This is a genomic window from Calderihabitans maritimus, assembly GCF_002207765.1.
GTDB classification, from domain to species: domain Bacteria; phylum Bacillota; class KKC1; order Calderihabitantales; family Calderihabitantaceae; genus Calderihabitans; species Calderihabitans maritimus.
Genome location: NZ_BDGJ01000125.1, coordinates 1 through 25,955 on the forward strand (window position 1 = coordinate 1; position 25,955 = coordinate 25,955).

Annotated in this window: 24 protein-coding genes and 1 riboswitch; all 24 genes read left to right on the forward strand. The window is 50.9% G+C overall.

Going from position 1 to position 25,955, the window contains the following annotated elements; translation table 11 throughout:
• On the forward strand, positions 1 to 314 hold a 314-nt coding region (locus KKC1_RS10470; RefSeq protein WP_143288736.1), incomplete at its 5' end, for an ACT domain-containing protein.
• A 25-nt stretch (positions 315 to 339) separates the two neighbouring features.
• Positions 340 to 1,632: a 3-phosphoshikimate 1-carboxyvinyltransferase gene (gene aroA, locus KKC1_RS10475; RefSeq protein WP_088554409.1), complete on the forward strand. Its 1,293-nt coding sequence runs from the start codon at positions 340 to 342 to the stop codon at positions 1,630 to 1,632.
• A gap of 42 nt (positions 1,633 to 1,674) precedes the next feature.
• Positions 1,675 to 2,349 (forward strand): (d)CMP kinase, encoded by a 675-nt coding sequence (cmk, locus tag KKC1_RS10480; protein ID WP_088554410.1) that lies wholly within the window; start codon positions 1,675 to 1,677, stop codon positions 2,347 to 2,349.
• Positions 2,349 to 2,942, forward strand: coding sequence for a lysophospholipid acyltransferase family protein (locus KKC1_RS10485; protein ID WP_088554411.1), 594 nt, complete (start codon positions 2,349 to 2,351; stop codon positions 2,940 to 2,942). The genes cmk and KKC1_RS10485 overlap by 1 nt, the downstream gene beginning before the upstream one ends.
• 119 nt (positions 2,943 to 3,061) lie before the next feature.
• A complete protein-coding gene (locus KKC1_RS10490; protein ID WP_088554412.1) occupies positions 3,062 to 3,718 on the forward strand; it encodes a Crp/Fnr family transcriptional regulator in 657 nt (218 codons plus the stop codon).
• 194 nt (positions 3,719 to 3,912) lie between these two features.
• Positions 3,913 to 5,838, forward strand: a complete 1,926-nt coding sequence (cooS, locus tag KKC1_RS10495; protein WP_238134278.1) for an anaerobic carbon-monoxide dehydrogenase catalytic subunit — start codon at positions 3,913 to 3,915, stop codon at positions 5,836 to 5,838.
• Positions 5,839 to 6,081: 243 nt separating this feature from the next.
• On the forward strand, positions 6,082 to 8,298 hold the full coding sequence (locus tag KKC1_RS10500) for a bifunctional 4-hydroxy-3-methylbut-2-enyl diphosphate reductase/30S ribosomal protein S1 (protein ID WP_088554413.1): 2,217 nt from the start codon (positions 6,082 to 6,084) through the stop codon (positions 8,296 to 8,298).
• Between the two features lie 154 nt (positions 8,299 to 8,452).
• Entirely contained in the window at positions 8,453 to 9,220 is a 768-nt protein-coding gene (locus KKC1_RS10505) for a DUF1614 domain-containing protein (protein WP_088554414.1), read from the forward strand.
• On the forward strand, positions 9,201 to 10,502 hold the full coding sequence (gene spoIIP / locus KKC1_RS10510) for a stage II sporulation protein P (protein WP_088554415.1): 1,302 nt from the start codon (positions 9,201 to 9,203) through the stop codon (positions 10,500 to 10,502). The genes KKC1_RS10505 and spoIIP overlap by 20 nt, the downstream gene beginning before the upstream one ends.
• A gap of 19 nt (positions 10,503 to 10,521) precedes the next feature.
• Positions 10,522 to 11,412 (forward strand): YIEGIA family protein, encoded by an 891-nt coding sequence (locus KKC1_RS10515; protein WP_088554416.1) that lies wholly within the window; start codon positions 10,522 to 10,524, stop codon positions 11,410 to 11,412.
• Between the two features lie 35 nt (positions 11,413 to 11,447).
• Positions 11,448 to 11,645, forward strand: a complete 198-nt coding sequence (locus tag KKC1_RS10520; protein ID WP_088554417.1) for a capping complex subunit for YIEGIA — start codon at positions 11,448 to 11,450, stop codon at positions 11,643 to 11,645.
• Between the two features lie 12 nt (positions 11,646 to 11,657).
• Positions 11,658 to 12,134 (forward strand): DUF3189 family protein, encoded by a 477-nt coding sequence (locus tag KKC1_RS10525; protein WP_088554418.1) that lies wholly within the window; start codon positions 11,658 to 11,660, stop codon positions 12,132 to 12,134.
• Positions 12,131 to 12,598 (forward strand): DUF3189 family protein, encoded by a 468-nt coding sequence (locus tag KKC1_RS10530; protein ID WP_088554419.1) that lies wholly within the window; start codon positions 12,131 to 12,133, stop codon positions 12,596 to 12,598. Before KKC1_RS10525 ends, KKC1_RS10530 begins: the two co-directional genes overlap by 4 nt.
• 70 nt (positions 12,599 to 12,668) lie before the next feature.
• Positions 12,669 to 14,024 carry a DUF512 domain-containing protein gene (locus KKC1_RS10535; RefSeq protein ID WP_088554420.1) on the forward strand — a complete coding sequence of 452 codons (1,356 nt, stop codon included), beginning with the start codon at positions 12,669 to 12,671 and terminating at the stop codon, positions 14,022 to 14,024.
• 3 nt (positions 14,025 to 14,027) lie between these two features.
• Positions 14,028 to 15,341 carry a ribosome biogenesis GTPase Der gene (gene der / locus KKC1_RS10540; protein ID WP_088554421.1) on the forward strand — a complete coding sequence of 438 codons (1,314 nt, stop codon included), beginning with the start codon at positions 14,028 to 14,030 and terminating at the stop codon, positions 15,339 to 15,341.
• A gap of 48 nt (positions 15,342 to 15,389) precedes the next feature.
• Positions 15,390 to 15,989 carry a glycerol-3-phosphate 1-O-acyltransferase PlsY gene (gene plsY / locus KKC1_RS10545; RefSeq protein ID WP_088554422.1) on the forward strand — a complete coding sequence of 200 codons (600 nt, stop codon included), beginning with the start codon at positions 15,390 to 15,392 and terminating at the stop codon, positions 15,987 to 15,989.
• 20 nt (positions 15,990 to 16,009) lie between these two features.
• A complete protein-coding gene (locus KKC1_RS10550; RefSeq protein ID WP_088554423.1) occupies positions 16,010 to 17,044 on the forward strand; it encodes an NAD(P)H-dependent glycerol-3-phosphate dehydrogenase in 1,035 nt (344 codons plus the stop codon).
• A gap of 224 nt (positions 17,045 to 17,268) precedes the next feature.
• Positions 17,269 to 18,747 (forward strand): stage IV sporulation protein A, encoded by a 1,479-nt coding sequence (gene spoIVA, locus KKC1_RS10555; protein WP_088554424.1) that lies wholly within the window; start codon positions 17,269 to 17,271, stop codon positions 18,745 to 18,747.
• Between the two features lie 128 nt (positions 18,748 to 18,875).
• A complete protein-coding gene (locus KKC1_RS10560; RefSeq protein ID WP_088554425.1) occupies positions 18,876 to 19,952 on the forward strand; it encodes a DUF763 domain-containing protein in 1,077 nt (358 codons plus the stop codon).
• A gap of 95 nt (positions 19,953 to 20,047) precedes the next feature.
• Positions 20,048 to 20,165, forward strand: a riboswitch (SAM riboswitch).
• A 118-nt stretch (positions 20,166 to 20,283) separates the two neighbouring features.
• Positions 20,284 to 21,561, forward strand: coding sequence for a homocysteine synthase (locus KKC1_RS10565; RefSeq protein ID WP_088554426.1), 1,278 nt, complete (start codon positions 20,284 to 20,286; stop codon positions 21,559 to 21,561).
• A gap of 62 nt (positions 21,562 to 21,623) precedes the next feature.
• Positions 21,624 to 22,733 (forward strand): homoserine O-acetyltransferase MetX, encoded by a 1,110-nt coding sequence (gene metX / locus KKC1_RS10570; RefSeq protein ID WP_088554427.1) that lies wholly within the window; start codon positions 21,624 to 21,626, stop codon positions 22,731 to 22,733.
• 342 nt (positions 22,734 to 23,075) lie between these two features.
• Complete coding sequence (locus tag KKC1_RS10575) at positions 23,076 to 23,564, forward strand: ACT domain-containing protein (protein ID WP_088554428.1); 489 nt, start codon at positions 23,076 to 23,078, stop codon at positions 23,562 to 23,564.
• Between the two features lie 19 nt (positions 23,565 to 23,583).
• A complete protein-coding gene (locus tag KKC1_RS10580) occupies positions 23,584 to 24,882 on the forward strand; it encodes a homoserine dehydrogenase (protein WP_088554429.1) in 1,299 nt (432 codons plus the stop codon).
• Entirely contained in the window at positions 24,882 to 25,931 is a 1,050-nt protein-coding gene (thrC, locus tag KKC1_RS10585; RefSeq protein WP_088554430.1) for a threonine synthase, read from the forward strand. Before KKC1_RS10580 ends, thrC begins: the two co-directional genes overlap by 1 nt.
• Positions 25,932 to 25,955 lie beyond the last annotated feature (24 nt).

Below are 25,955 nucleotides of genomic sequence, written 5' to 3' on the forward strand. Positions count from 1 at the left end.
CGGCCGGAGATAAAGATACCTTGACCGGCATCTTTCGTCAGGCCCAGGAAATTCGTTCCAGTATTCCGCGCAAACTCAAGGGTATTCTGCCGGCGGTCTACGAGCTGGTAGTGACGGTACCGGACCGGCCCGGCATGATTGCTGAAATTGGCCGGCTCCTAGGTGACGAAGGAATTAATATCATCGATATAGAAATACTGCGGGTGCGGGAAGGAGAAGGGGGGACCATCCGCCTGGGATTTCAGACCGAAGAAGCAGTGGAAGAGGCACTGCGCATTCTGCGGGATAACGGTATTATCGTTAAACGACGTTGACTTGGAGGGTTGAGGAGGGCGCAAAGTGGAACTGCAAGTCAAACCATCCGGTAGTCTGAAGGGAGAAATTAGAGTGCCCGGTGATAAATCTATCTCTCACCGGGCTGTAATGTTAGGGGCCTTGGCAAGTGGTACTACCGAAATTGAAGGCTTTTTGAGGGCTGACGACTGCTTCCGAACGGTGAACTGTATGCGGGCCCTGGGGGTTCAAATAGAAGAAGGGGATCGGAAAAACCTGATAGTGCGGGGTGCTGGTCTGGAAGGGCTGGTGGAACCTGTTCAGGTGCTGGAGGCTGGAAATTCCGGTACTACCATGCGTCTACTGCTGGGGATACTGGCCGGGCAGCCGGTATACAGCGTGATCACCGGAGACGAATCCTTGAGGCGGCGGCCTATGGATAGAGTCTCCATTCCTCTGCGAGAAATGGGGGCCAGGATTTTTGGCCGCCGGCAGGCCAGTTTGGCCCCCCTCACGGTGGTAGGCGGAAGCCTTCGACCGATAACCTACCATTCTCCGGTGGCCAGTGCCCAAGTTAAGTCGGCGATTCTTTTGGCCGGGCTTTTCAGTGAAGGAATCACTACCGTAGTAGAACCGGCTAAATCTAGAGATCACACGGAAAGAATGCTGAGGGCTTTCGGGGCGAGACTGGAGGAAGCAGGATTGAGGGTTTCCGTGCAGGGAAGGCCCCGGCTGTTTGGTCAGAAAGTGGTAGTTCCAGGAGATATCAGTTCGGCAGCCTTTTTCCTGGTGGCAGGCAGTATAGTTCCCGGCAGTGAGATTTTGCTCCGTCACGTTGGCCTCAATCCCACTCGCACCGGTATCCTGGATGCCCTTTCCGCCATGGGAGCCAAAATACAGGTGCTGGAAACAGGAGAGACCGCCGGCGAACTCTACGGAGACTTGCTGGTAAGTTATAGTTATCTTAAAGGCACAACCATCCAGGGGGACTTGATTCCCCGCCTTATTGATGAAATACCGGTGTTGGCCGTTGCCGCGGCGGTGGCCCAAGGCCGCACGGTTATCAAAGACGCGGCGGAACTGAAGGTTAAAGAATCCAACCGCATAAGAGCTATGGTTACCGAGTTGGGGAAAATGGGCGTTCAAATAGAAGAACTGCCTGACGGCATGGTGATCGAGGGAGGAAGACCGCTTCAGGGAACGATTTTGGACAGCTACGGTGATCACCGTATCGCCATGTCTCTGGCCGTAGCCGGACTGGTTGCCCGGGGAGAGACCATTATTAAAGGAGCGGAAAGTATTAAGATTTCCTTCCCCGACTTCCCCAGAGTTCTTAAACAGTTACAGAGTGCAAGGTGACGGGGAATCTCTTTTGTGGTAAAATATCCCCGGAGGGATAGAATGAAAAGCCGAGCAATTGTAGCCATAGACGGTCCTGCCGGGGCGGGCAAAAGTACGGTGGCCCGGATGCTGGCCAAAAGGCTTGGATACCTTTACATAGATACGGGAGCCATGTACCGGGCATTGACTTTAAAGGCCCTGGAACGTAAGATCGACCTGGAAGATGAGGGAGCGGTAACCGGGCTGGCTGAAGAGACGGAAATTCTTCTTGTACCGCAGGACGGCACGGAGATCCGGGTTTACTGCGATGGCAGGGATGTGACAAGTGCCATCCGCGAACCGGAAGTTTCCCGCCAGGTATCCCGGGTGGCAAAGGTGCCCGGGGTGCGGGCGCGAATGGTAGAGCTCCAGCGGCGCATGGCAGAAAGAGGCGGAATAGTTATGGATGGACGAGATATCGGTAGTTATGTTCTTCCGGGGGCTGATTACAAATTTTTTTTGACTGCTTCCCTGGAAGAAAGGACGCGACGCCGCTGGCAGGAACTGCGGGACAGAGGAATTCATACGGATTTCGAACAATTGAAAAAGGAAATGGCTGCACGGGATGCCATGGACAGCCGGCGGCCGGTAGCACCTTTAATTAAGGCGCCCGGAGCGCTGGAAATAGATACTAGCAACCTCGAGCCGGAGGAAGTGGTGGAAATTATCCTCAAGCATATGGAGGAAGGCCGGTAATGTTTTATACGGTAGCCAAGCAAATAGTGCTTTTATTTTTCCGTATTTGTTGCCGGTGGCAGGTGGTAGGAAAGGAAAACTTGCCTCCACAAGGGCCGGTTGTGGTGGTAGCCAATCATGTTAGTTACTGGGATCCTCCCGTGTTGGGAGTAGCCTTGCCCCGCCAAATCCATTTCATGGCCAAGGAAGAGCTTTTTCGGATACCGCTGCTGGGACCCTTAATAAGGATACTGGGAGCTTTCCCGGTAAAACGGGGTAAATCGGACCGGGCCGCCTTGAAGGCAGGGCTGCAACTGCTTCAAGAAGGCAAGGTACTGGGTCTTTTTCCCGAAGGAACCCGCAGCAAGACGGGACAACTGTTGCCCTTTCAGCCGGGAGCGGCCCTGCTGGCTTTAAAAGCAGGGGTTCCTATCGTTCCGGTAGCCTTACAGGGAAGCAGGCAGATTTTGCGCAGGTTTCGTCCTACGGTCCGGGTGGTCATCGGCAAACCTCTTGTTTTCCAGGATTTGTACGGGCAGAAGGTGTCTTCCGCTCAACTGGCGGAGATAATGGAACAGGTGAGAGAAGAGGTGTTCAAAGGACTGAATAGTTAAGCTTTATGTTTTCAAAGCTGATGTAAAGGGAGTGCTGGCCTTTAAAACGAGACGCCTATTTTGAGTAGTAAAACTCTTTTCCAGGATATATTAAACCAGGGGAAAGAAGCGGGATACTTATGGTCGGCAGAATGAAACTAACTGAGATAAATATCCTCGCAACCTTGCAACAGGAAGAATTTAAGGAAATCATGCAGCGTTTTACCAAAAAAACCTTTGCTCCGGAGACAGTTATGTTTTTTCCTGACCAGCCGGAAAATTTGGTTTACATAGTAGTTAGGGGCAAGGTTAGAATCTATTTAACTTATGAAGACGGGCGGGAATTTACTCTCTCCATTTTGGAACCGGGAGATATTTATAGTACCCACACCAGGAGTTTTGCTCGAGCTTTGGAAGAAGTTGAAATTTTAGCCATTGAAACCGGGGAGTTCGCCAAAATCATTCGCTACAAACCGGATTTAACGGCAGTGATGGTTAAGGTACTGGGCGATTGCTTGCGTAACTCTATTGACATTATTGAAGGTTTAGTATTTAAAGAAGTAACCCACCGTTTGGTAGAATTTTTTATCAGTTTGGCTGTGGAAAGGGGAGAAAAAACAGAAGAGGGAATTCTAGTGGATTTAGGGTTGACTACCGAACAAATTGCGCTCATGGTGGGGAGTACGCGCCAGACCGTATCCCGGATCCTCAATGACTTGGCGGATAAAGGTATTCTGGAAAGGAAGAAACGTAAGAAATGGTTGATTAAAAATCTGGATCTCCTAAAACGAATTTAAACACATGGCGCTGACTGGAAAAGTCAGGGCTTTTTTTATTTTGGCCAACTTTTGCCACCTAAGATGTCGAAAAATGTCGCCTAGGTGACAGAATTTAAGAATAATTTTTCGTTAAATTAACTTAAAACCAACAAATTTTAAATTTATGAAAATTGAGGGCGGTAAATTGCTATAACATGGAAGGTGGGTAGAAGGTGAGGAAGCCGGAGGAAAGAACCATAGACTATGGGGTACAGGAAATGCTGGTTAAGGCTCGGGAAGAAGGCATTGAAACTGCCTTTGACCGAGCCGATGCCGCCAACAACCGGTGCAAGTTTGGAATGGAAGGGGTTTGTTGTAAAGGCTGTTTAGAGGGACCCTGCCGGATTAGCCTTAACGGCAAGGGGCCAGCCCTAGGAGTATGCGGCGCTGACGCCGACAGCATTGTGGCCCGGAATCTGTTGGCCACGGTGGTGGAAGGCGCGGCTTCTCACGCTGAACACGGCAGAGAGGTAGTTCTGACCTTGCTGAAGGCTGTCCGCGGTCAAGCTCCGTACAAAATTGCCGATGAGGAAAAACTTTACAGCTTGGCTTCCGGCCTGGGCATTGATACGGATGGATTGACTGTTAATCAGGTGGCCGAACAAGTTGCGTTAAAGGCCTTAGAGGACTTCCAAAAGCAGGAGGGGGTTCTCAACTGGCTAAAATTAAAGGCGCAGGATAAAACGGTAGCTAAATGGGAAAAACTGGGTATATTGCCTGTTAACGCCCACTTGGAAATTGCCAAAGCAGTTAAGCGTCAGGCTATGGGTTGTGACGCTGATCCAGTTAACCTCCTGAAGGGTATTCTTACCGTTGCACTAGTGGACGGCTATTCAGGCCTGCACATGTCTACCGACTTGCAGGACGTATTATTTGGGTCACCCCAACTGGTGAGGTCTGAATATAAATTAGGTGTAATTAAAAGGGAATATGTTAATATAATGGTCCATGGCCATGTTCCCGTGCTTAGCGAAAAGGTGGTGGAATGGGCTCAAAAACTTCACGGAGAGGCCCTGCAATTAGGTGCTAAAGGAATTAACGTAGTAGGTGTCTGTTGCTCCGGGAATGAAGTCTTAATGCGGCGGGGCATACCGGTAGCTACCAATTTTGCCAGCCAGGAACTGCCCATCGTCACAGGGGCTGTAGACGCGGCAGTGGTGGATGCCCAGTGTATAATGCCTGGATTAACCAAGGTTGCTGGCTGCTACCATACGGCGGTAATCACCACCATGCCTTATGTTAAAATTCCCGGTGCCATTCATATAGAATTTAATCCTCGCGCTGCTGATGATGCCGCGGAGAAAATCGTGAGGCTGGCTCTGGACAGGTATCAGCAGAGGGACGAGGCAAGAATACGTATACCGGAGGACAAAATAGAGGTCTACGCTGGGTTTTCGACCAAACAAATTACCGGCCTTCTGCAAAAGCTTAATAAAGAGCGGCCTCTGCAGCCTCTGGTGGAGGCTATGGAAAAGGGAGATATTTACGGTATCGTGGCTTTGGTAGGTTGCACTAATCCCAGAACAAAACAGGATTGGGCCAACACAGAAGTTGCTAAATATTTAATGCGTAACAACGTACTGATAGTAGGTACCGGGTGCGCTGCCCATTCACTGGCTAAGTTCGGTCTCATGTCTCCTCAAGGCGTGGAATATTGCGGGTCAGGATTACGGAGGGTGATGGAAACTCTGGGCGGATTGGTGGATCTGCCGGCACTGCCTCCGGCATGGCACATGGGAAGCTGTGTGGACAACTCCCGTATTGATGAGTTATTAATAGCCGTAGCCGATTATTTAGGTGTAGAAGTTTCTCGGTTGCCCGTAGCCGCGTCCTCACCGGAAACCCACCATCCGAAGGCTATTGCCATCGGGTCGTATTTCCTGACCCAAGGGGTGGACGTGCATGTAGGAGTAAAACCGCCTGTTGGGGGCTCGGAATTGGTGAGCAAAGCTCTGACGGCAGGTGCCGGAGAATACGGGCTAACTATGGAGGAACTGTTCGGAGGAAAGCTGATAGTAGAAGAAGACCCGGTACTTGCGGCTCAAAAATTACTGGAGAGGATTAACAGGAAACGGAAAGCTTTAGGGCTTTCAGCATAGTTTGATTGGATTATGGTCCGCCAGCTGAGGTATCTGCGGGCCTTTTTTTTGTTTTAGCAGGGATTTTTAAATTTCGCTAGAATAAAAAAGAATTAAATCTATATTCAAAAGAGACGACTGCCGGAGTTAATATACAACATGTGTGCAGGAATTTCTAAAGTTTTCACGAAAATAAATAATGTTTGACGAAAAGCGCCAGACTATAGAAAAAAATGAAGGGTTGGAGATAGGGTGATTTAAACGTTGGAAATTATTCTGGCGCCGAACGCCGGTTTTTGTTTCGGTGTTAAAAGGGCCATCAAGCTGGCCGAACAGGCCGGGAATGAAAATCTACCCTACTATACCCTGGGTCCTATCATCCACAACCCCCAGGTAGTAAATAGATTGGAGAAAAACGGTATTAAAGCCGTAACCAGTCTAGAGGAGATCACAACCGGCGGGGTTATCATCCGTTCCCATGGAGTGAGCCCGGAGGTCCTGGAAGAGGCGAAGAGTCGTAAACTCCGGGTAGTGGACGCTACCTGTCCTTTCGTTCGCCGGGCTCAAGAGTTGGCGGGTGAACTGACCGACCGGGGCTATCAGGTGGTGGTGGTGGGTGACCGGTCGCACCCGGAAGTAATAGGTATAGTAGGTTGGACGGGTAGCAGGGCGATAGTAGTAGAGAATGCGCGGGAAGCAGAAAAGTTGGGGTATTATCCCCAGATCGGAGTAATTGCCCAGACTACCCAATCGGAACAAAATTTCCGGCAGGTAGTCGAGGTACTGAAGAAAAAGAGTAAAAACCTGGTAGTACACAACACCATCTGCCACGCCACCCGCCAGCGGCAGCAGGCTGCGGCTGAGCTGGCCCGGAAGGTGGACTTGATGATTGTGGTAGGGGGAAAAGAAAGTGCCAATACCCGTAAGCTGGCACGGATCTGCAGCGAAACCGGAACTCCCACCTATCACATAGAACGGGCTGATGAGTTGTGTGCTTCTTGGTTACAAAATAAAGAGAGGGTTGGAGTCACGGCTGGGGCTTCAACACCAGACTGGATTATTGAGGAGGTAGTAACGAGGATGACGGAAATTAAGCAGGAAGAGCAAAAAAATGCGGAAGAAATTCAGCCGGTCGCGGAAAACGCGGAGGAGAATGCAGTCCCAGCGGCAGAAACAGGGGATATGCAGGATAGAGGAAGTGAGCTGGAGGCGGCAGAAAAGGTAGAAGCCGTTGAAGAACCGGCTGAACCGGCGGAGGAAGCCCCGCAGGATCAGGAAGAGAGGCAAGCAACCGAAACGATTCCGGCTGCTGAATATAGAGATAGTGCGGTGGTGGAAGAACATCTAGCTGAAAATATGCGCGAATTGCGCCGGGGTGAATTGATCAAGGGTACGGTAGTACAGGTTACTGATGATGAGGTACTGGTTGACGTAGGAGGCAAATCGGAAGGAATTATTCCCTTAAAAGAGCTTACCTACCGTCCGGTAACCAGTGCTACCGAGGTGGTTGAGGTAGGAGAGGAAGTAGAGGTTTTTGTAATCAAGCCGGAAAACGAGGAAGGCCATCCTATACTTTCCAAGCGGAGGGCAGACCGTATAAGGGCTTGGGAACGATTGGAAGAAGCTTTTAAGCAGCAAGAGGATGTTGAAGGGGAAGTAATCGAGGAAGTCAAAGGCGGCCTGCTGGTAGATGTAGGCGTTCGAGGTTTCCTACCGGCCTCTTTGGTAGATATAGGTTATGTGGAAAATCTGAGTGCCTTTGTCGGCCAAAAACTGAAGCTTCGAGTAATCGAACTTGATCGTGATAAAAGAAAACTAGTGCTTTCTCGTAAAGCAATTCTGGTAGAAGAATTGGAAAAGAAACGCCAGGAGACCTGGGACAGCCTGAAGGAAGGGCAGGTACGGAAGGGTATAGTTAGACGCCTGACGGATTTCGGCGCCTTTGTGGACCTGGGTGGAGTGGACGGTTTGCTCCATGTTTCCGAGTTATCGTGGGGCCGGGTGGAACATCCTAAAGATGTATTGCAAGAAGGGCAGGAAATCGAAGTCAAAGTTCTCGGTGTAGACCGGGAAGCAGGCAAAATCTCCCTGGGCCTGAAGCAATTACAGCCCAACCCGTGGGATACCGCTGCTGAACGCTATCCGGTAGGTTCGGTAGTGAAAGGCAAAGTAGTACGAATCGCTCCCTTCGGAGCCTTTGTGGAAGTGGAACCGGGAATAGACGGGCTGGTTCATATTTCTCAGCTTGCCGACCGGCACGTGGCCAAAACCGAAGATGTAGTATCGGTGGGCGACGAGATTCCAGTTAAGGTGCTTGGCGTGGATGAAAAAGCCCAGCGGATGAGCCTAAGCTTGAGAGAAGCTCAGGGGAGTGCAGCAGAAAAGCAAAACACTAAGGCTAAGCGTGAACCGGAAGAAACGGGAGTAACCATAGGTGAGCTGGTGGGGGATATTTTAAAGGAAGCGAAAGACGAGCAGTAATTTTTCTTTGCGGGAAAAGCGAAAAAGGGAACAATTGTTACGAAAACGCGTATTCGTTAGACTCACGACCTGGCTTTGGCCGGGTCTTTTTTTGTATATTTGTAAAAAATCGGGGCAAGCTAGCATTGTAATCAACGTTGAAAGGAGAGGTAGTATGGCCGGTTTTCCCGTAGGTATGATTGCCTTGTTAATAGTATCGGTACTGATATATTTTGGCCTGGCGCAGAGGGTGCTGGACCGTCTGCAGTTGTCTGACAAGGCTGCCCTGGCCATTGTGGCGGCTATGATCGTAGGAAGTTTCATCAATATTCCTCTGCCGGTACCCCGGGTTAATGCTTCCCTTAACGTAGGCGGCGGCCTGGTTCCGCTGCTGGTTGCGGTATACCTGCTGTGGAAGGCAGGGACAGCCAAAGAATGGATCCGGGCTCTGGTAGCTACCGTTCTGGCAGGAGGTGTCGTCTTCTATATAAACCGCTATCTCATGCCTCGGGATCCCTGGCAGGCGGGATACGATGTTATTGATCCCCTGTATATTTATCCTATTGTGGCGGGAGCTATAGCCTACCTGGCCGGTAGGTCACGACGTTCTGCTTTTATTGCCGCTACTTTAGGTGTACTAAGTCTTGATGTTGTTGACTTCATCTATTATCTAACCACTGCCATTCCCGGCCGGGTGAGTATAGGTGGAGCAGGTATTTTCGACGGTGTGGTCCTTGCCGGTCTGTTCGCTGTTTTGCTGGCTGAAATAGTGGGGGAAACGAGAGAACGGCTTCAAGGAGGCCCCGAGTCCGAAGGACGTCCCGAGGATCTGGTTGAAGGGTTAAAGGACATTAATTCCGCTAAAGTAGCAGGGGGGCCGGAGCCGGCGCGCAAACCGGAAACTGAACGAGGGGGTGAAAGAAATGAGCAAAAAATTGAGTAGAAAGCTAATAGTGACGGGTATAGTGATGATTGTTGCCGGAATAGCTCTGCTGGCGGGTTATCCGGTCGCTAGAACGGCTTACCGGCCCGTTATCAATTTGCCTGAAATAGGTGTATTTGAAGTTGAGCGGGACGATGGCGGTTATTTCACCGTAGTTGATGAAAAAGGAGAAATAATTGACATGACTGCCCGCCAGGTTTATGTAGGGGACGAATTTATAGCCGAGGATAACCGCCGTTACCGTGTCCAGCGGATTGAGGGGGACACCGCCTATGCGGAAATGGTGGGGAAAGAGCAAATAGTTTGGAAAGAGGAATGGGAAGAGGCTGCCGTAGTGCAGGGTAGAGGACAGCCTGCCAAAAACCTGGTAGCCATATATCATACCCACTCTGATGAGTCTTATGTTCCTACCGACGGTACGCACAGTATACCGGCCCGAGGGGGGATTTTCAAAGTAGGGGCTACTTTAGAAGACAAACTGGAGAAGCTGGGCGTAAATACCATTCACGACACCACCCCTCATGAGCCTCATGATTCCGAATCCTATAAGCGCTCCCGGCGCACGGCGTTTCGCCTGCTGCAAAAAAGACCGTCTGTCATAATAGATGTTCACCGGGACGGAGTGCCTAATCCGGACTTCTACCAGACCAGCGTCAAGGGGACGCCTGCGACCAAGGTTCGCCTGGTAGTGGGCCGTCAAAACCCTAACATGTCGGCCAACCTGGAATTTGCCAAGCGCTTAAAGGCCTATTTGGATAAAACCCATCCAGGCCTGGTGCGCGGTATTTTTCTGGCTAAAGGTAACTACAACCAGGACCTGTCCCCTCGTTCCATCTTGGTTGAAGTGGGGACCCACACCAACAGCCGAGACCGGGCGCAAAACGGTGCCGCCCTTTTTGCCGATGCCATCCCCAAGGTACTTGGGATAAATACTCCTCCTTCCCGTACCGGACCGGGTCCTACGGGCATACCCAAGAGTCCGCCCAGTACCCGGGGTGACTGGTCATCGCTGGCCTGGGTAATAGGCATACTGTTGGTCGGAGGAGGGATATTTCTTCTGATCAGCGCTGGGGGTTGGAGCGGCGCCCGGGAAAAACTGAAGCAGTTTGTTTCGGGAGAGTGGGCCAATGCCCTGGTTAAGATGAGGGGCAACCGCAGGCGGCATAACGTTCAGGAATCTAGAATCAATCGGAAAGCCTTCCGCATTGAAGAAGTTCGGGATAAATACGAAGAAGCCAACGTTAACACCAATGATGAAAGAGCCGAGTTTCAAAAGGATTAGGCTTTAATCAGAAAAGGCCATGGAAAAGTACGGTTTGACTGTCCTAATAGGTCTGGCCTTTGGTACCCTGGCCCGGTTATACATGCTCCGGATTGATTATCGGCAGTATCCCAGCTACCCGCACGGAGCCGTAACTCACATATCTTTGGGGTTTATCGCGGCTGCATTAGGGTCAGTAGCCATACCAGCACTGGCAGAAAAGGAATTTACAGCAGTTACCTTTCTGGCGCTTGCTGCTCAGCAATTTCGCGAAATACGCAACATGGAAAGAGAAATGTTGACTCAACTAGAAGAAGCAGCACTGGTACGAAGGGGACTGGATTACATCGAAGGTATAGCCCGAGTATTCGAAGCCCGCAACTATTTGGTAATGGTAACTGCTCTCGCCACCAGTTCAGCTAACTATTTTGCCGGCTGGCCCTATGCAGTTTTAACAGGCTTGATCTGTATCTTCTTAAACACCTTTGTGATGCGGGGCCGAATGATAGGTGATATTGCGGAAGTAGTCCCTGCCCGGCTACATTTCGAAGGCGCTTTTTTGAAAGTCGATCATATCGTCATTATGAATGTGGGGCTAAAAGCATCCCGGGAAAAGATACTGGCTGAGGGACTCGGGGTTCTTATCAAACCCAAGGATGACAACGCCAGGGCGACTCTGCACAATGCCGGGCAGCGTCAGGCCATCTTACATGTGGCTGCCAGCCTTTTGGGCACCAAGAGAGAGGTTGGGGAACAGGAGTGGACACCTCTGGTACGCAAGGACATTGATACCGGTGCCCTTGGTTTATTTATTTTGCCGGTGGAAAAAGATATGGAATGTCTTATCGAAGCCATTAAAAAGGTACCGGTACTGGAGAGTGCCAAAACCCGGCCGCTCAGTTCCAAGGCGGGACGTTGCGCCGCCGACTGACTATGATGTAAACCTTATGGTAAGGAAGATATGTCGTGCAAGTTGGTTTAACTCAATATATACTGGCCATTATAGCTCTGGATAGTGTAAAACACCAAGTAGCGGGGGGCGCCCCCATTTTTATTGTTGATAACGAAGAAGAACAGCAAAGGCTGGCTCTTTATCTCAGCCGCCTGCTGAAGGCTATGGCTCATGACTTGGAAAACGGAATGATTATAATTGTCAAACAGTAGAGGTGGGTGCGAATGAAAATTATATACCACTGTTTCGGCGGTTCTCATTCCTCAGTAACGGCGGCAGCCATTCACGTAGGACTGTTATCCTCCAGCGCCATTCCCCGGGGAGACCAGCTGATGCAGGTTCCCTACTTTGACGGTCAGGAAAAAGAAGATCATGGGGAGTTTAAATATATCGGAACGGATGAATTTGGCAATCAGGTTTACGTGGTGGGGAAACGAAACCTGGGCGAAATGTTTGAACCGATGATGTACGGTATAGGACGGCTCTACGGTGTCAGCGGGAAAGATGTAATCCTGGTGGATACCATGCCTTACGTTAATTGGATGATGGTGGTAGGGGGCTTTCTTTCCCGTCGATTGGGATTGGTTCGCTTGGGAAGACCTTTGGTTATCTGGGGAACCCAGCAGGCTTTTGCCAATTTTGCCAACATGGTTGAAACCTTAAAAACCAAGCTGCGCTCGGGGCAGGTTATGGCACAGTGAGAATAATCTATTACTGCAGCACCGGCGTTCATTTGGCGGCGTTGATGGCGGCCATTCACCTGGGGCATATCCCGGCACAGGTCAAGATAAAACCCGAACAGGTTAACAGAATCGAGTGGTTTGACTTACGGCTGCCGGCGTCAAAAGCAGGTTCGCCCTTTTTTGTAGGACGTGATGAACAGGGACATGAAGTTTTTACTATGGCGGTAGGTAACGAAAGACTGCTGGCCCCCAAAACCATCCGTGGCTTTTTAAATTTATGCGGCATACCTGCCCACGACCTGTTGCTGGTTGATGCCCAAAAGTACGCCACTTTTGGGATTAAACTGGGAAGCTACCTGCAGCGTTTGGGACTACGGGCGCTTGGACGATCTATCCTGGTAAACGCTATTTGCCAAGTATACCCCAACTGTGTCCGGCAGGTGATGCGGGTAAAAGAGGAACTGGGGTCAGGTCCGGTTTAGACCTGGCCCTTGACTTGTTTCGACTAATGGTGGATAATGATGGAGAAATATTAAATGAGGTGGTTTTAAGTTGCCGAAACAGGGAGCAGTGATTACTGTCGTTCACCCGGGCAGTATCGGAGAAGAAGCAGGAGTAGAACCAGGTGACCGGATTTTATCCATTAACGGCCATAACCTGGAGGATATAATAGATTATCGTTATCTGACCGCCGATGAAAGACTGGAAATAGAAATTAAAAAGAAAAACGGACAGACCTGGCTACTGGAGGTAGAAAAGGAATACGGCGAAGACCTCGGGTTGGATTTTGACCAGGCCACTTTTGATGGTATCCGAAGGTGCTGTAATCGATGTATATTTTGTTTTGTGGATCAGATGCCTCCTGATCTAAGAACCAGCCTTTATGTAAAGGATGACGATTACCGTCATTCTTTCATTCACGGGAATTTTATTACGCTGACCAATCTTACTCCTCGGGATTGGGAACGGATCGTGCGGCTCCGTCTCAGCCCTCTCTACATTTCCGTGCATACCACCAATCCCCGATTACGGGCCCAAATGCTGGGCAATCCCAGGGCGGCGGACATTATGGAACAGCTACAGCGACTGAAAGAAGCTCATATAGAAATGCATACGCAGATAGTACTCTGCCCGGGGATAAACGATGGGGAAGAATTGGAGCGTACCTTGCGGGATCTGGAAAGTCTATGGCCGGCGGTACGATCGATCGCCGTGGTTCCCGTAGGTCTGACCTGCTTTCGAGAAGGGTTAACTGAATTACGGGTTTACTCGGCGGAGGAAGCCAGGAAAATTATAAACCAGGTCAAATCTTTTCAAGCGGCATTCCGGCGGCGAAGGGGAAGTAACCTGGTATTTCTGGCGGATGAATTCTATCTGAAAGCAGGGGTTGCCTTACCTCCCGCCGAACACTACGAAGGGTTTCCCCAGCTGGAAAACGGAGTCGGTCTGGTACGGCTATTCCTAGACGGCTACGAGGAAACAAAAAAAAGCCTACCTTCGGAACTCCCAAAACCACGCAAGGTAGTGATCATTACCGGAATGTTGGCAGCTCCTTTTTTAGAAAACATGGTACAGGAAATAAGTGAGCGGGTGCGGGGATTGGAAGCCCGGGTGTTGGCCCTGGAGAACGGCTTTTTCGGTCCCACCGTGACTGTAGCCGGATTGCTGACCGGTTCCGACCTCATCCGGGGATTGAAGGAAAACCGGCATATAATAAAAGATGATGAGGTGGTTATTATTCCTCGGATAATGTTGCGAGAGGGTGAAGACTTGTTTCTTGACGGGCTAACGGTAGCCCAGGTGGCTGACAAGACCGGCGCGATACTGGAGACTGCGGGACCGGAAGCAAGAGAATTGATAGAAAAGATACTGGGAAGCGAAAGCATATTCACCTCTGAGGAGGTCTAACTTATGGCCAAACCGGTAGTAGCCATTGTAGGAAGACCTAATGTAGGCAAATCTACCCTTTTCAACCGAATTACCGGCGCGAGAGTGGCCATTGTGGAAAATATACCGGGGGTAACACGAGACCGTTTATATCGAGACGCCGACTGGCGGGGCAGGGAGTTTACCCTGGTAGATACCGGTGGTATTACTTCTCTGAATGAGGAAGATACCATGACCGCTCAGGTTAAGCGGCAGGCAGAGTTGGCCATCGAGGAGGCGGACGTCATCTTATTTCTGGTGGATGCCCGGGAAGGTCTCAATCCCGATGATGAAGCCATAGCGGACATTTTACGCCGGACTGACAAACCGGTTATTCTGGTGGCCAACAAGGTAGAAAATTTTGAAAATCCACCCATATATGATTTTTACGCCTTGGGCCTGGGAGATCCCTTGCCCGTATCGGCGGCGCACGGGCTTAATATCGGAGACCTTTTAGACCGCTTGGTAGAAAATCTTCCTGCCCTTGAGCCGGAAGTTTACGGAGAAGATGCCGTCAAGATTGCCGTAGTAGGCCGGCCCAACGTGGGCAAATCGTCTCTGGTCAATTGTTTCTTGGGAAGGGAAAGAGTAATAGTCAGCGAAATTCCGGGGACGACTCGGGATGCGGTTGATACCGTTTTCCATTTTAACGGGCGGGAATACGTTCTGATCGATACGGCCGGAATCCGGCGCAAAGCGCGGATTTCGGAAGCAACAGAGCGCTATAGCGTAATACGTTCACTGCGGGCGATCGATCGTTCGGACGTGGTGCTGGTAGTGTTGGACGCAGTAGAAGGAGTAACGGAACAGGACAAAAGAATAGCCGGTTACGCCCATGAAGCAGGGAAAGCAGCAGTTATCGTGGTTAACAAGTGGGACCTGGTGGAAAAAGACGGCAAGACGATGAACCGGTATGAAGAAGCAATCCGGCGAGAACTTTCCTTTATGGACTATGCTCCTACCATATATGTCTCAGCTCTCACCAAACAACGCGTTTTCAAGATTATTGAACTGGTGAACCGCGTGGCTGAGCAGGCTGCGCGGCGCATTCCTACCAGTACCCTCAACCAAATAATCGACGAAGCAACCCATTTGAATCCTCCTCCGTCTGATAAGGGACGGCGGCTGAAAATTTTTTACGCCACTCAGGCGGGGATAAAGCCACCCCGGTTTATTCTTTTTGTAAACGATCCCGATTTATTTCATTTCTCTTACCGGCGTTACCTAGAAAACCAGCTTCGGGAGGCTTTCGGTTTTGAGGGAACGCCCATAGGACTGGTTATTCGCAAGAAAGAATAATAAGCAATATAAAGAATAAGCGGTGGCGCTGAGCTGGGAGGTTTTCAAGTGAAATACCTGATTGTGCTTCTGGTGAGCTATCTTTTAGGATCCATACCCGTGGGTTACGTGGTCGGTCGCTGGGTTAAAGGAATTGATATCCGGCGTTATGGGAGCGGCAATGTAGGTGCTACCAACGCTTTTCGCACCATGGGAACCGGGCCGGGACTGGCTGTACTGCTGGGAGATGCGGCCAAAGGACTGTTGGCTGTTTTGCTGGGTAAGGCCGTGGGAGGGCCGCCCCTGGCCATTCTGTCCGGCCTAGCTGTCATGGCCGGGCATAGCTGGTCGGCCTTCCTGAGATTTCAAGGAGGACGGGGAGTGGCTACCGGTGCCGGCGCCCTGGTCGCCATGGCACCCAAAGTAGTATTGACCGCTTTCATAATATGGACACTGACTGTTCTCCTATCGCGTTATGTATCCCTCGGTTCCATTCTGGCTGCTGCTTCGCTTCCCCTGTTAATGCTTTATTTCAGGGAACCGTGGTACTACGTCCTTTTCGGTTTTCTGGCGGCAGCCCTGGTGATTTACCGGCACCGTCCCAATATCCGGCGTCTGCTGGCCGGCACCGAGTACAAGCTGGGTGAGCGGGTTAAACGTTTGAAATAGTTAAAAGGAGTGCAGCAGAAGTGCGGGAGAGAGTAGCTGTTATCGGGGCAGGGAGCTGGGGCACGGCCCTGGCTATTGTTTTGGCTAAGAAAGGATATGAAGTTACCTTGTGGGCCCGGCGGCAGGAGGTGGTCAGGGAGATCGAGACTACCAGGATCAATTCTCATTATCTGCCGGAAATTGTAATCCCGGAATCCATTAAAATTACTGCCGACCTGGAAGAGACCCTAATGCAATGCGTTGCCGTTGTACTCAGCGTACCCTCTCATGCCGTCCGGGAGACGGTACGCCGGGTTAGACCGTTCGTAACGAAAGAAACGGTACTGGTTAACACTGCTAAGGGGTTGGAAATAGAAACGTTGATGCGCCTTTCCGAGGTTTTGAAACAGGAATTACCTGTGGAGCTTCATAATAATATAGCCGTCCTCTCGGGTCCCAGCCACGCGGAAGAGGTCAGCCGGGACCTGCCGACGGCGGTGGTGGCTGCCTCTCATCGCCGCCAGGTTGCTGAATACGTGCAGGATCTCTTCATGGCTCCTAATCTGCGAGTTTACACCAACCCTGATGTGACCGGAGTAGAACTGGGGGGAGCTCTCAAAAACGTGATTGCCCTGGCTACAGGGATTTCCGATGGCCTTGGTTTTGGAGATAATACCCGGGCTGCTTTAATGACCCGGGGTCTGGCGGAGATTGCTCGTTTAGGAACGGCTATGGGGGCACAGAGCCTGACTTTTGCCGGCCTGGCCGGGATAGGTGACTTGATAGTTACCTGTACCAGCCTGTACAGCCGGAACCGCCGGGCCGGAATTCAGCTCGGCCAGGGAAAACCTCTGGATCAGGTTCTGGCCGGTATGGGAATGGTAGTAGAGGGAGTTCGTACTACCAAGGCCGCGTATCACCTGGCACAAAAATACGGGGTAGAAATGCCCATCACGGAACAGACCTATCAGGTACTTTTTGAAGGGTTAAATCCCCGTGAGGCCGTGTCCAAACTGATGCTCAGAACCCGAACCCATGAGGTGGAAGAAATAGTTGTGAACCGGCAGGACTGGTAGACCGCCCGGAGTGGAAAAAGCTCCGGGTTTTTTAATTCAGCCGGTAATAATCATGAAACGAGCTCATATAATAGTAATGTTAAAACATGGTACAAATTAGAAATACACCAGTTGCGGCGGTTTATAGTTGTAAGTTTACAGGATGAAGGAGGGATGAAACGCGGCCTTCTCGTTTAGAGTTTAGCTGGGGCGGAGGAAAACTATTCTCAAGGAGGGAGAGGGAAATGGAGGAGAAGTTCGATATTTTTCGGGATATTGCCGAACGAACCGGGGGAGACATTTACCTGGGCGTGGTAGGTCCCGTGCGGACAGGCAAGTCAACCTTTATCAAGCGTTTTATGGAACTTTTGGTGATCCCCAACATCAAGAAGGCCAGTGACCGCCAGCGGGCGGTAGATGAATTGCCTCAGAGCGGGGCCGGGCGCACCATTATGACGGTGGAACCAAAGTTTATTCCCAACGAAGCGGTGGAAATAACCGTCAAAGACGGGTTAAAGATGAAGGTGCGTTTGGTAGACTGTGTTGGTTATACGGTAGACGGAGCTTTAGGTTACGAAGAAGAAGGACCCCGCATGGTACGTACGCCGTGGTTTGATCACGAAATTCCTTTCCAGGAGGCGGCAGAAGTAGGTACCCGGAAAGTAATCGAAGATCATTCTACCATCGGACTGGTGGTTACTACCGACGGCAGCATTACCGGTATAGAGCGGACCAATTATGAAGAAGCTGAAGGAAGAGTTATCAGCGAACTGAAAGAATTGAACAAACCTTTTCTGGTACTGTTGAACTCGACTCATCCTTATGACCAGGAGACGGTGGAACTGGCTCATTCTATCGAAGAGGAACACGGCGTGCCAGTCATACCGGTTAACGTGGCTGAGATAACCACTGAGGACTTATTGAACATCCTGGAAGAAATTCTCTATGAATTTCCGGTCAATGAAGTCAACATTAATCTTCCCAAGTGGATCGAGCAACTGGAGGCTACCCACTGGTTGCGCCACAAGCTTGAGGAAGCCGTTCGGAAGGCAGTAGTGCAGGTAGAACGGGTCCGTGATATTGATAGAGCCGTAGAAGAACTCGCTAATACGGAAAATGTAAAATCAGTACAGTTGAAAAATATGAACCTCGGCAATGGTTCGGCGACAATCGAAATGACGGCGGAAGAAAACCTGTTCTATCAAATTCTGGAAGAGATAACCGGGTTCGAAGTTAAAGGAGATCATGACCTGTTAAAGCTGATGAAAGAACTGAGTGTAGCGAAGAGGGAATACGACAAAGTGGCTTATGGTCTTAACGAGGTCAGGGCTACCGGGTACGGAGTCGTTAGTCCCAGTCTGGACGAGATGGTACTGGAGGAACCGGAACTGATCAGGTCCGGTGGACGGTTCGGCGTCAAGCTGAAAGCAACTGCTCCTTCCTACCACCTGATCAGGGCGGATATCACTACGGAAATTACCCCTCTCATTGGAACCGAAAAGCAGTGTGAAGAACTGGTCCAGTACATCATGGAAGAGTTTGAAGAAAACCCCCAGAAAATCTGGGAAACCAATATTTTCGGCAAGTCTCTTCACGAACTGGTACGGGAGGGAATACAGGGCAAGCTTTACCGGATGCCGGAAAACGCCCGGGTAAAACTACAGGAAACCTTGGAAAGAATCGCCAATGAAGGAAGCGGCGGATTGATATGTATCATTATATGAAAGTCGGTTAACACCGGCTTTTTTTGTTTTTATGGTAATCCATACTAGGCATTCAAGAAAAGGGAATCTATGAACGGTGAAGAATTTAAAAATTACCATGCGAATTTAATTGCTAGGGTGATTAGGAAATGAGAACCGGGACGGCCAGGTTGCCTTTACACGGCGGACGTTGTCCCCGCTGGTTGTTTGACCGCATGAAGGAATTGGGCTCGGCCATCATAGAAGTAATTGTATACGAGTACGGCCCAGACGAGGTACTGCGGCGCTTGAGCGATCCCGTATGGTTTCAGGCTTTCGGGTGCGTGTTGGGGTTTGACTGGCATTCTTCCGGTTTGACGACAACGGTGCTGGGCGCTTTAAAGGAAGGATTGCGGGACCGGCAAAAGGATTTGGGCGTCTTTATTGCCGGGGGAAAGGGAAGAACATCTCGCAAGACGCCGGAAGAAATAGCTTTTTATGCCGAAAAATATAGCTTTGAAGTTTCGCCGGAAACACTGATCTACTCCAGCCGAATGGCCGCCAAGGTGGATAATACCGCGTTACAGGACGGTTACCAGCTCTATCACCATGTATTTATTTTTACTGCCCACGGGCAGTGGGCGGTGGTACAGCAGGGAATGAATGAACGGTCCGGCTGGGCCCGCCGGTATCACTGGCTGGGAGAGACAGTAAAGGATTTTGTTTGCGAGCCTCACGCGGCCATATGCTGCGACCGGCGAACGCGGGTTCTCAATATGGTAGCTGAAGAGAGCGGCAAAGCTCGTGCAGTCATTGCCGAACTGGCAAGGGACCATCCCTCCCGTACCCTCCGGGAGTTAAACCGCCTTCGCGAGCTGGACCTGCCTCAATCCCACCATATCCCCCGCGCTGGCTATATGGATAAAATCCTCTACCAAATCTATGAACGGCAGCCGGAGGATTTTAAAGCCGTTCTGGGTGTGGAAGGGGTTGGGCCCAAGACGATTCGCGCTTTGGCGCTTGTGGCGGAGGTAACCTATGGGGCTAAAAGTAGTTTTCGCGACCCAGTAAAATATTCTTTTGCCCATGGAGGGAAGGACGGCCACCCGTTTCCCGTGGACCGGAAAGTGTATGAGAAATCAATTGAAATTTTGCGCAGGAGTCTGAGCGAAGCCCGAATAGGGCGTTCGGATAAACTGCAGGCGCTTAAAAAGTTAAATGCTCTGGCGGAATTTTGGGAAAAATAATTTTTATTGTCTGTTCGGTCATATCTTGACATTAACTATAAAATGCTGTATAGTAAAATTCACTATAACCTAAAAACTGCATACGAGGCTTTCAACTCTTATCGAGAGAGGTGGAGGGACTGGCCCGATGAAACCCGGCAACCTTCTCGCATTAGAGGTCAGCGAGAAAGGTGCCAATTCCTGCAGGAAGGTTATCTTCCTGAGAGATAAGAGGGGTAAGCTGGAAAAATGCCAAGCTGCCTCTTCTTATCTCAGAAGAGGCTTTTTTAATTGCCTTTTAGGCTGGTATCCCGCCTGGGAATAGCTAAATTCAAAAAAAGGAGGAAACAAAATGACGAACAGCAAATTTCGTTTTGACACTCTTGCCGTACACGGGGGACAGGAGCCGGACCCGACTACCGGAGCCAGAGCCGTTCCCATCTATCAGACGACTTCTTACGTGTTCCGCGACACGGAGCATGCCGCCAGGCTTTTTGCCCTGGAGGAACCGGGCAATATCTACACCCGCATGATGAATCCGACTACCGACGTATTCGAGAAAAGAGTTGCTGCCCTGGAGGGAGGCGTCGGCGCGCTGGCCACAGCATCAGGGCAGGCGGCAATTACCTATGCTATTGCCAATATAACCCGGGCGGGGCAGGAGATCGTGTCGGCCAGCAGTCTTTATGGGGGGACTTATAATCTCTTTTCGACAACCCTTCCCAAGCTGGGAATTAAGGTCAAGTTTGTAGACCCTTCCGACCCGGAGAATTTCCGCAAGGCCATTACTGAAAAGACGCGGGCGCTCTATGCCGAAACTATTGGTAATCCCAAGTTGGACATTATTGACTTTGAAGCGGTGAGCCAGATTGCCCATGAAGCGGGGATACCTTTCATAGTTGACAATACCTTTGCCACCCCTTACCTGTGCCGTCCCTTTGAGTTCGGGGCGGACATAGTAGTCCACTCGGCAACCAAGTTTATCGGAGGGCACGGAACCGCTATTGGAGGAATTATCGTTGATTCGGGTAAATTTGACTGGACCAACGGGAAGTTTCCGGAACTGACCGAACCGGATCCCAGTTACCATGGATTGAAATATACCGAGGCGGCGGGGAACCTGGCTTATATTTTTAAGGCCCGGGTGCAGCTACTGAGGGATATAGGTGCCTGTCTCAGCCCCTTTAATGCTTTCCTGTTTCTGCAGGGCTTAGAAACGCTGCCCCTGCGGATGGAACGCCACTGCCAGAATGCCCTTAAGATAGCCCAGTTCCTCAAAGAACATCCTAAGGTAAGCTGGGTTAATTACCCTGGGCTACCTGAACATCCTTCCTACGAAAAGGCGAAAAAGTACCTTCCCAAGGGGTGCGGGGCCATTCTCACCTTCGGCATTAAAGGAGGCAAGGAGGCAGGTATAGCCTTTATCGAGAGAGTGAAGCTTTTCTCCCACCTGGCCAACGTAGGAGATGCCAAGTCTCTGGTAATCCACCCGGCCAGCACTACTCACCAGCAGCTTAGCAGGGAAGAACAGATTGCTTCCGGGGTTACGGAGGATATGGTTAGGCTCTCTGTCGGCCTGGAAGATGTGCATGACCTGATGGAAGACTTAGACCAGGCGTTAAACGGTTAGTCGTCTGCAGAGATAGCTGCCTAAGACGGGCGGCGTTCTCTTAATTAAGGTAGGTGACCGACATGCCTGCAGTAGGAATTGTGGAAACTAAATATGTCAACCTTGGCGAGTTTCAGTTAGAGAGCGGTGCCCGACTTCCGGAAGTTACCGTTGCTTACGAAACTTACGGCCAGTTGAATGCTGAAGGTACCAACGCGGTGCTGGTACTTCATGCTCTTACCGGAGATGCCCATGTAGCCGGGAAACATGATCCCCAGGACAAACTGCCGGGCTGGTGGGATCCCCTGGTGGGGCCGGGAAGAGCCATAGATACTAACAAATACTTTGTGGTTTGTTCTAACGTATTGGGCGGGTGTTACGGGACCACGGGGCCTGCTTCCGTCAACCCTGAAACAGGTAAACCTTACGGGATGTCCTTTCCGGTGGTTACCATCCGTGACATGGTTCGGCTGCAGAAGAAACTGGTGGATACTCTGGGAATTAAGAGACTTGTCTGTGCTATCGGCGGTTCGATGGGGGGTATGCAGGCCCTGGAGTGGGCGGTAACTTATCCCGATTTTTTGGATAGTGTGATACCTATTGCCACCTCCGGACGCCTGTCCGCCCAGGCCATTGCCTATAATGAAGTGCAGCGTCAGGCCATAATCATGGACCCTAACTGGAACAACGGGGATTACTACGGACGGGAAGTCCCTGCTCGAGGTTTATCCCTGGCCCGCATGATCGGGACCATTACGTACAAGAGCGATGAGTCATGGAACTTTAAATTCGGTCGGGCCTTTAACGGCAAACAAAACGGGGGCTACTACTCCTTCAACAGCCGGTTTGAGGTAGAAAATTATCTTCATTACCAGGGGATGAAGCTGGTTAAGCGTTTTGATGCCAACTGCTACCTTTATCTAACCAAGGCGATGGACCTCCACGACGTGGGGCGGGGCTACCCTTCGTACAAGGAAGCGTTACAACGCATCAGGGCCAAATGTCTGATGATAGGCATCCGTTCGGACATCCTTTACCCGCCTCACTATCAAAAGGAAGTTGCCGAAATACTGCGGGAGGCAGGAAGGCCCGCGTACTATATGGAACTGAATTCTCCTTACGGCCACGACGCCTTCCTCATTGAGTTTGATATGATGACTCCGATAATCCGGGGGTTTCTCGAGAGTATATAAAATAGGGCTCTATTGTTCCCGCTCGCTCCGGAAATCTGCGCAGGCCAAACTAGGGCTCGATCTCGACCTGCGGCGGGCTCCCCGGCAAATTCGCCATCCTTGGCTCAGGTTGCCGGCCTCGCGCCTCCTGCGCTCGGGCCCGCCTCCGGCCTCGCTCTCGCCAAGTTTGGCTCCTGCTCGATTTAATGTCGCTTCGCCGGGAACAATAGAGCCACTTGCTGGGGACTGGGGGATGTAGGCGAAGGCGACCTCCTCCAATTTATTGTGAACAATAGACGCACAAATAGAAAACTATTGCTCCCCCGGTCGAGTCATGTTATAATGTCTACCGTATGAGGATGGATGTATATTCTCCGTAAACACATTCTCGAGGGGGGATTATCTACGGCGGAGCGAGGAGAACGGTTTTACCTGGTGAGGGAGAGCATCCTGCCGGAAGCCATACGAAAGACCGCTCTGGTTAAAATGCTCCTCGATAAGGGCGAAGCCAAAACGGTCAATGAAGCAGTGGCCAAGGCGGGACTGAGCCGCAGCGCCTACTACAAGTACAGGGACGGCGTTTTTCCCTTTTATACGGCGGCCCAGGAGAAAATAGTCACTCTATCTCTCACCCTGGAACACAGGGCGGGAGTGCTTTCACGAGTACTCAACACTATTGCCGGTGCTAGGGGCAATATTCTCACCATTAATCAAAACATCCCCCTCCAGGGACTGGCTCATGTCTCCATATCCCTGGAGACGGCGGAACTCCGGGAAAATTTGGAGGACGTATTGTATAAGCTGCGCCATCTCGACGGAGTAAAAAAGGTAGAAATAGTGGGGCAAAGCTGAATTGCAAGGAGGTCTGAAGGTGAGCAAAGATTCTGTCCAGATAGGTCTGTTGGGCCTGGGTACGGTAGGCACCGGAGTACTCAAGGTCCTCACGCAAAACAGTAGCGACATTGAACAAAAGGTAGGTAAAAAAATAGAAGTTAAAAAGATTCTGGTACGGGATATCAACAAGCCGCGGCGGGTGGAGGTCGACCCTTCCCTTCTTACTACCGAAGTCCAGGACATTCTGGAAGATGAGGATATTGATATTGTGGTCGAGGTGATGGGAGGCATTGAGCCGGCAAAAGACTATGTACTGGAAGCCCTCCACCGCGGTAAAAATGTGGTTACGGCCAATAAAGACCTGCTTGCCGAATACGGGAAAGAACTCTTTGAAGCCTCTGCGGAGCACAGTTCCGACTTGTTTTTTGAGGCCAGTGTAGCCGGCGGCATTCCCATTATTCGGCCTTTAAAGGAATGCCTGGCGGGTAACCGCATTGAGGAAGTAATGGGAATCATTAACGGTACTACCAACTACATTCTTACTAAAATGACCACTGAGGGCAGCGATTTTGAGGAGGTACTGAAGCAGGCCCAGGAACTGGGTTATGCCGAAGCCGACCCGACGGCCGATGTGAAAGGCTACGATGCGGCCCGCAAAATAGCCATCCTGGCCTCGATAGCTTTTGGTACGCGGGTTACTTTCCGGGATGTTTATGTAGAAGGCATTACCGAGATCAGTAGGGAAGATATAGAGTACGCTCGCGAACTCGGCTATGTTATTAAACTGCTGGGTATCGCCAGGGAAAAGGACGGCGTGGTGGAGGTCAGGGTTCACCCGGCTTTGATTCCGGTATGCCATCCGCTGGCTGCGGTTAACGATGTCTTCAATGCCGTCTTCGTCCGGGGCGATGCCGTGGGAGAGGCCATGTTCTACGGCAGGGGTGCCGGAGAACTGCCGACTGCCAGCGCCGTGGTAGGCGACATTATAGAAGTTGCCCGGGACTTGAATCTCGGTGTAACGGGAAGGATTGCCTGCACCTGTTTTACCCAGAAGAGGATCAAACCTATTGGCGAAGTTGAGACTAAATTTTACCTGCGTCTAAAGGTGAAGGACCAACCGGGAGTGCTGGCCGGCATTGCCAGTGTATTCGGAAATATGGACGTAAGCCTGGCTTCGGTTATTCAAAAGCGCCGGGAAGAGGATTGGGCAGAGATTGTTTTGATTACCCACCAAGTACAGGAGAAAAATCTCAGGGATGCCCTTACTATCATCCGGAATTTATCCACGGTTGATTCTGTAGGTAACGTTATTAGAGTAGAAGGGAGCGAAGACTAATGGTCTGGCCGGGAGTTCTGGCAGCATACAAGGAATACCTGCCGGTTACTGATAAAACACCGTTGATTACTTTGAATGAAGGGAATACCCCTCTCATTAAATCCGAGAACCTTTCGCGGGAGCTAGGTGTCCGAATTTACTTCAAATACGAAGGTATGAACCCCACGGGTTCTTTCAAGGACCGGGGTATGGTCATGGCGGTGGCCAAAGCGCTGGAAGAAGGTTCCCGGGCCGTCATGTGCGCATCTACCGGCAACACCTCGGCGGCAGCAGCGGCTTACGCGGCTCGCTGTGGCCTGAGATGCAGTGTGGTTATCCCCGAAGGCAACATTGCTTTAGGTAAACTGGCCCAGGCTTTAATCTACGGCGCAAGGGTTATTGCGCTGCAGGGTAATTTTGATGACGCCTTAAAAATTGTCCGGAGCATAACCGAAAAGCATCCCATTACCTTGGTGAACTCCATCAATCCTTACCGCATTGAAGGACAGAAGACCGCTGCTTTCGAAGTTTGCGACCAACTGGGAGAAGCACCCAACTACCTGGCTATTCCCGTGGGAAATGCCGGTAACATAACTGCCTATTGGAAAGGTTTCAAGGAGTACCATCAGAAAGGTAAAATTGCGTCTTTGCCCAGAATGATTGGATTTCAGGCGGAGGGTGCCGCTCCCATTGTACGGGGCGAAGTAGTGCCGAAACCGGAAACGGTGGCTACTGCCATTCGTATCGGCAACCCTGCCAGCTGGAAGGGGGCGGTTAACGCTGCCCAAGAGTCGGGCGGATTCATTGATTGTGTCAGCGATGCAGAAATACTGCAGGCGCAGAGCCTGTTGGCTAGCCGGGAGGGTATTTTTGCCGAACCTGCCTCCGCCGCCTCCCTGGCCGGGGTAATTAAATACGCGCGTAAAGGGTACTTCAAGCCTACGGATAAAGTGGTATGCGTTTTGACGGGCCACGGGCTGAAAGATCCGGATATTGCTATTAAACAGATAACGGAACCTGTATCGGTCCCGGTGGACGAGGAAGCGGTACTGGAAATTGTCTTAGGTTGATGAAGAAGTGAGGAGGTCATGGAG